Origin of the sequence: Pseudomonas fluorescens, assembly GCF_902497895.1 — a bacterium.
GTDB classification, from domain to species: Bacteria; Pseudomonadota; Gammaproteobacteria; order Pseudomonadales; family Pseudomonadaceae; genus Aquipseudomonas; species Aquipseudomonas fluorescens_BP.
The window spans coordinates 37,687-44,145 of sequence record NZ_CABVHQ010000049.1; the positions used below are offsets into that span (position 1 = coordinate 37,687).

At 54.5% G+C, this 6,459-nt stretch carries 4 protein-coding genes and 2 pseudogenes; 3 read left to right on the forward strand and 3 right to left on the reverse strand.

What is annotated here, in order from left to right:
• Positions 1 to 126: 126 nt before the first annotated feature.
• Together F8N21_RS21770 and F8N21_RS21775 are read right to left on the reverse strand one after the other, a co-directional pair.
• Positions 127 to 1,497: a DUF1329 domain-containing protein gene (locus tag F8N21_RS21770; RefSeq protein WP_150644073.1), complete on the reverse strand. Its 1,371-nt coding sequence runs from the start codon at positions 1,495 to 1,497 to the stop codon at positions 127 to 129.
• Positions 1,498 to 1,523: 26 nt separating this feature from the next.
• Positions 1,524 to 3,173, reverse strand: a complete 1,650-nt coding sequence (locus F8N21_RS21775) for a DUF1302 domain-containing protein (RefSeq protein ID WP_224788267.1) — start codon at positions 3,171 to 3,173, stop codon at positions 1,524 to 1,526.
• A gap of 613 nt (positions 3,174 to 3,786) precedes the next feature.
• Between F8N21_RS21775 and F8N21_RS21780 the strand changes: the two genes are divergently transcribed.
• On the forward strand, positions 3,787 to 4,560 hold the full coding sequence (locus tag F8N21_RS21780) for an enoyl-CoA hydratase (RefSeq protein ID WP_150644074.1): 774 nt from the start codon (positions 3,787 to 3,789) through the stop codon (positions 4,558 to 4,560).
• A 64-nt stretch (positions 4,561 to 4,624) separates the two neighbouring features.
• Positions 4,625 to 4,752: pseudogene (locus tag F8N21_RS21785) on the forward strand (enoyl-CoA hydratase/isomerase family protein); the annotation flags it as partial.
• Positions 4,753 to 4,803: 51 nt separating this feature from the next.
• On the opposite strand, the gene F8N21_RS21790 reads toward F8N21_RS21785, so the two are convergent.
• Entirely contained in the window at positions 4,804 to 5,697 is an 894-nt protein-coding gene (locus F8N21_RS21790; RefSeq protein WP_150644075.1) for a LysR family transcriptional regulator, read from the reverse strand.
• A 244-nt stretch (positions 5,698 to 5,941) separates the two neighbouring features.
• Here F8N21_RS21790 and F8N21_RS21795 point away from each other — a divergent pair.
• Positions 5,942 to 6,459: pseudogene (locus F8N21_RS21795) on the forward strand (NAD(P)(+) transhydrogenase (Re/Si-specific) subunit alpha); the annotation flags it as partial.

Sequence of the window (6,459 nt, forward strand, 5' to 3'; positions counted from 1 at the left end):
CCCCAGGCTCAGATCATCGATCCGATCCTGAAAGCTCGCGTAGATGTCCAACGATTGCTACTTAAACAGACTTCACCACAGCTCAGCGAGTGGAGCGGCAGAAGGACTCTGCCACTCCACTGTGGCTTAGCGAATACCGCCGCCCGTCAGCGCCGAGGCTGAAAAGGTATTCGTCGGCACGGGTTCAGTGGTGTACCAACCGGTTTTCCCGGTGGAGTAAGCCTGGCGTGTGTAGGCACCACTGGCCAAGTCATACACCGCGAATTGACCACTGACGTGACCTGCCGATTCGTAGAACGGGAAGGACTCGGACTGCACCACACGGTAGACCTTGCCAGTGCTGTCGTAGGAGTCAGCCATGCCTACGCCGAGGTAGTCTTCATCCCAGTACAGTGTGCGACGCGGATAGATATGACGCTTACCAGGTTTCAGCTTGGCGTCGACTACCCATACACGGTGCAGCTCCCAGCGCACACAATCAGGGTTGATAAAGTTGGGTGTATGCACCACGTCATGACTGCACTTGGTCTGGTCCTGGATCTTGAACATGTTATACGGGATGTACATTTCCTTTTTACCGACCAGGGTGAAGTCGTACCGGTCGAAGGCGCCGTAGAATACTGAAGAGTCATCCACCGTACCGATGCCGGCACCGGTTGGCGATGGCGTATCGTAAGCGACGTCCGGTGACAGTTTCACCCGACGCTGACCCACAACATAACTCCATGCCCTGCGAGCATTGTTCGTCATGTCAATGCCATCCTGCAGCACCAGCTTCTCACCGGCTTTACGCGCTGGCGCGTTGTAGTCAGCCCGGAGCATTTCATTGATTTCGTTACCCACCAACTTCTGGTCGTGATTACCGACCCACAATGGATATTGGTTCCACTGCTTCCAACCGGCGGTATCAATCACAGTGCCATTGCTGTCTACCACGGTGGCCATCAAATCATCAGCACGGAACGCCGATTGCTCAAACTTGAAGATTCGATTCCACATAACCTCCTGGCCGGTCTTTGGGATCGCAAACGGGGCGCCCGCCCAGCAATTGTTTACCGAAAGACCTTCCGGGTTCAATTGACACTCGGTGGCGTTTTTCTTGCTATTTGCCAGATAGAAATCCGGGTAGCGCGCAGTACGGTGGGTTGGGTAAATTTCCATGCGGAAATTCGGATACTTGGCAAACAGCGCCTTGGTGCCCTCGGTCAATTTGGAACTATTGGCCGCCAGGTTGGCAGAGGTAATAGTCAGCAGTGCAGGCTCATTGGCAAACGGGTCCGGGCGAATGCCGGGCTTACTCGGGTCGTAACTGGCGGGAGGTTTAATGCCCCCCGTGTAGGCCGGGATTGTGCCGCTAGCGTTGCCGGCAATTTCCGCCCCCCACGGCGTCAGGGTTGTGCCTAACTGCTTGGCTTCTTCCGGAGAAACGGCAGCTAGCAATGAACTGCTAATCGCCATACCGACGACTGCGGAGAGCAATTTGGTAGTGATCTGCATCTTTTTTGCCTCTTTTATTATAGTCATCAGAAGGTAGTTTTCAGTGTCAACGACAGCCATCCGCGGTCACTAAGGGTTTCACTACCACTGAACGGGCCAATCACACTGTTTGCCAACCCTGGCGTACCGGCCAATGGGTTAGTGACCTTGACGCCCTCACCAAAGTAATCGTTGTAGGCCAGGTTGATCTTGTATTGCGAGTAGATATCCATACCTACGCCCACGCTCCAGGAGCCCGAATCTTCGTTGGCCCCTAACGCAGCCGGTGAGTTCCCTTTAAGGCCCATGCCATAGTTAAGAGGAAGGGTCATGTCGATACCCGGAAATACTTGGTACCAAGTTGGCGTAAAACTAAGGTTCATGCCGATGGCTGAGTCAGAAACACAGCCTCCTTTGGTGCCCCCCGTGCAACCATGGTCTTCATGGTTAGCTTCGAACTGAGCCTTGGTAGCATTGTTCACCGAGTCCAGTTTCGAATACGTCAGCTCCGCTTGCAGGGGTGCTGAATCGAATAAAGGGGTCTGGCCTATATAGGCAATCATGTTGATCAGGCCGTGCCAGGTATCACCACGGGCGTTACCCGCCAGCGCCGTATCCTCACGTCGCGACAATTCAGCGCCAATCGAAACAGCGCCTATCAGGCGGTTATAACTGAGACCGTAGAGTTTCACGTCTCTGGCATAGTCGTTGAACAAGAAAGTGCCGCTGGAGTCCGCCACAAGGTTGGGCATGCGATCATCAAACTTGCGGTAGTAGACACCGACGTTGCCGCCCAAGGTATCGGACTGAACCTGCATATTCAGGCCAAAACTGCCTCTATCGTCTGGCGTCTTGTCGGGTCCGTGGTCTAAATCGCCGAAGTAGGGAATACCCAGATTCTGGTCACCCAGCAGACTCACCCCACTCGCCCCGAGGTAAGTACCACCATCTGGAAAACGGTGCGGATCCCATTCGAGCAAATAGTTTGCCGCAACGCTGACCTTATCGGTCAATTGTGCTGAAGCAGAAATCTGATTCTGTGGCAGGAACAGTTCCTTGGCCTCGATACCCGGGGTCGAAGTGGCCTTACGCAGGTCAAGCGGACCTTGGCCATAGGAAATGCCATCGCCAATAGTGAAAAGCGCTTCCCCCCAATAAATGTTGTGACGACCTGCGCGGATGTTGAGCGGAACCTCACCCAGATCCAGGCGGGTGAAAACGAAGGCATCCAGAATTTCGCCGGATTGATCGTAATACCGCCTGACACCCGAGTTGAACTTGTCGTTCGGGTACAGTGAGCCGCCAATCAGCGGGTTAGCTTTCACATCATTGTCGTAGGCAAAGTCTTTCCAGCCGGCAGCAGAAACCCGAAAGCCGTGATTTTCCTTGTACACAAAATCAAACTCACTGAACACATCAACGCGATTGGTAACGGTGTCACCGCGGTCATGGGAATAGTCGGAGTTGTGGTAAGACGGACTGTCGCCGATACTGTCGTCGCGCCCCTCAAGTCGCCAGCCGACGTTGTATTTAAGGGTGTTGTCCAAGCGGACAGCGATATCCGGGTTACCTGTATCGAAACTGAATGCACCGGCGGGTTGTGCGCAAAGCACTATAGCCGCAGCGCTGACGGCTGTTGCCATGCGTGCCATTACAAACCTGTCCACTTTCATCTTTTTATTTTTATTTTTACTCATTTGATTCTCCGAACTGAATCGAGTCGGCAGTAGACCGAGTGTACCCGCATATTAAAAACCATCAAGATCGTTTTGTTTACAGGTCTTCCGCCCTTCTGCTTGCCTGAACCAAAGCCAGATGAAAACCGACCCCTCCCCTTTAAGCCTGCAGCCATAACTGCAGAGCTGCTTGCGTCACTGAGCTGCGCTTTCACCGCAGCGGATGCGTGCTTCTGCTTCAGGTGTGTGCTGATTTTCTGATCTGCCCAAATCCATAACATGACGAAGAAAGTCTCTGCCAAAATTAAAAACGAACGTGAACGTTTTTATTAAGCTACACCCGTACCTGCAGATGCACAAGCCACCCAACCTACAAATTTACAAAGCCCTCTCGACGGAAAAGCCTGAACGAAATGCCCTTCAAAGCTCAGCAGTGGGTGGTAAAGCCAGGCAACGCAGATTCCCGATAGATGCCTGCTGACCCACGCAGGCCGATGAAGGACACTTCCCATAACTGTGCAGATACGCACAGCAGATCTGCGCGACCACCCATTTAAAAAAGCAAATATGCACTGTTAGTCTGTTGCCACTCTGGCTCCGTGACCGAGCCTTAACCTCATGAAGAGCCTTCACCATGCAATTTGAAACCCTACTGCTGGAAGTCCACGAACGTGTTGGACTGATCACCCTGAATCGCCCGAAGGTGCTGAACGCCCTCAATACTCAATTGCTCGCCGAGCTCAACCAGGCCCTGGATCACCTGGAACAAGACCCGGCGATCGGCTGCATGGTCATCACCGGCTCGGCCAAGGCCTTCGCAGCCGGAGCAGACATCAAGGAAATGGTTGATCTGACCTACCCACAGGTGTTCCTCGATGACTTCTTCTCCATCGCAGACCGCATCGCCAGCCGACGCAAACCCCTGATTGCAGCAGTGGCTGGTTATGCCTTGGGCGGTGGTTGCGAACTGGCATTGATGTGCGACTTCATCTACGCTGGCGACAATGCACGTTTTGGTCTGCCGGAAATCACCTTGGGCGTACTGCCCGGGATCGGCGGCACCCAGCGCTTGCCCCGCGCGATAGGCAAGGCCAAGGCCATGGAAATGTGCCTGACGGGCCGTCAGATGGATGCCGAGGAAGCTGAACGCGCGGGCTTGGTTGCACGCATTTTTCCGACCGATACGCTGCTGTTGGAAACACTCAAGACAGCCCACAGCATCGCCGAGAAATCCCTGCCAACCGCCATGTTCATAAAAGAAAGCATCAACCGCGCATTCGAGAGCAGCCTCAGCGAAGGCGTGCGCTTCGAACGCAGGATATTTCATTCGACATTTGCCACAGCCGATCAAAAGGAAGGTATGGCTGCCTTCGTCGAGAAACGTGCTGCTCGGTTCAAACACTGCTGACCCCAGCCAACTTGGCTATCTAGCGGGTAACCACCTGCAGCGAATTTTCTTTGGGAAAGAATAGGCGCTCGATCAGTACATGCACGGGTATCCGAAGCCGACCCTGGCACTGATGGACGGTTTTGTCCTGGGTGGCGGTATGGGGTGGTTCAAGGTGCTGCGTTGCGTGTAATTACCAAGCGAACAAGGATGGCCGACCAGCAAATGGTGCGCACGACTTAATACGTTGCGTGCACCCTGCTGCTAGCGCCCCATCATCAGATCCTGGTTGAGCTGAGCCATTTCACGCAGAAAGTCCCATGTTACCCGGATGCGCGCGAGGTCTTTGCCCTCTGTCGGCATGAGCATCCAGAAGGTACGAACAAACTCTATCTGTTCGGCAAGGATCTCCTTGAGTTGTGGCTCCTTGCGCGCACTGAAACTGGGGAGGATGGCAATGCCGAGCCCCGCAATCGCAGCGTTCTGCTGAGCCATAATACTGGTGCTACGCAGCGCTATTTTCCCGGGTTTGCCGATCTCGTCGAGGTAATGCAATTCCTTGCTGTACAGCAGATCCTCGATATAGCTGACAAACGTATGGTCGCGCAGGTCATCACGGCCGTGTATCAGCGGATGCGTATCAAGATAATCCGTTGAGGCGTAGAGCCGCAGGGTGTAATCGGTCAGTTTGGTGATGATATAGGGGCCGCGTTCGGGCCTCTCCAACGTGATCACTATGTCGGCTTCGTTACGCGCCAGGCGCACCATTCGTGGCACAGCCAGCAGATCGATATTCAGGTTGGGATGGCGCTTCGATAAAGCCGCCAGCTGTCCGGCCAAGAGCGCAACCCCATACCCCTCAGTGGCGCCGATGCGCACCAAACCGCAGACACCTTCCGCACCTCCCTCGCCCTCATCCCGCTCGATCGACAGGTAAGAACTTTCCATCGCTTCTACCTGCGATAGCAATCTGCGTCCGGCCTCCGTCAGGCCATAACCGGCACCACTGCGGATAAACAGTGGTTGGCCCAGACTTTTCTCAAGCGCATGCACCCGTCGCGCGACAGTGGTGTGATCGACGCCCAGCCGACGAGCCGCCACAGTCAACTTGCCCGCACGCGACAAATCGAGGAAGTAGCGAAGATTGTCCCAGTCCATTCCTGATCTCTCCCAGTGCAAAAATACACACGTTATGTGCGCTATTGCATTGCAATAAGCTTTCCACAGACAAAACCAAAAAACAAACAAATTTATTTGTTTCTAATAAACAAAAAACAGCTCAATATGCCCGAAATCCGTTGGCATTCAGCATCAGGTATCTGCCAATAACTTAAACCAGTACCGCTATCTTTTCGGCTTACTGCCTACAGCGTCAACCACGCGGCCACACAGGAGATTTCAAGTGCGCATTGGTGTTCCTCTCGAAACCCAGACGGGTGAAACGCGGGTTGCTGCAACCCCTGAAACCATCAAGAAGCTGATCGGCCAGGGTCATAAAGTCACTGTGCAAAGCGGCGCCGGCATTAGCGCCAGCGTTGTCGACAGTGCCTATGAGGCAGTAGGTGCGACCATTGGCAGCGCCATCGATGCGTTCGGCGCAGAGCTGATTCTCAAGGTCGTCGCTCCCAGCGACAGCGAGCGGGCTCTGATCAAAGGCGGCACTGTCGTGGTGGGCATGCTCAATCCGTTCAGCAATGAAACCATTGCCAAACTGGCTGAGTGTGGCATCACCGCCTTCGCCCTCGAAGCCGCGCCGCGCACCTCCCGTGCACAGAGCCTTGATGTGCTGTCGTCCCAGGCCAACATTGCCGGCTATAAAGCCGTGTTGGTAGCCGCTTTCCACTATCCGCGCTTCATGCCGATGCTGATGACCGCTGCGGGTACCGTGAAAGCTGCACGGGTGCTGATTCTCGGCGCCGG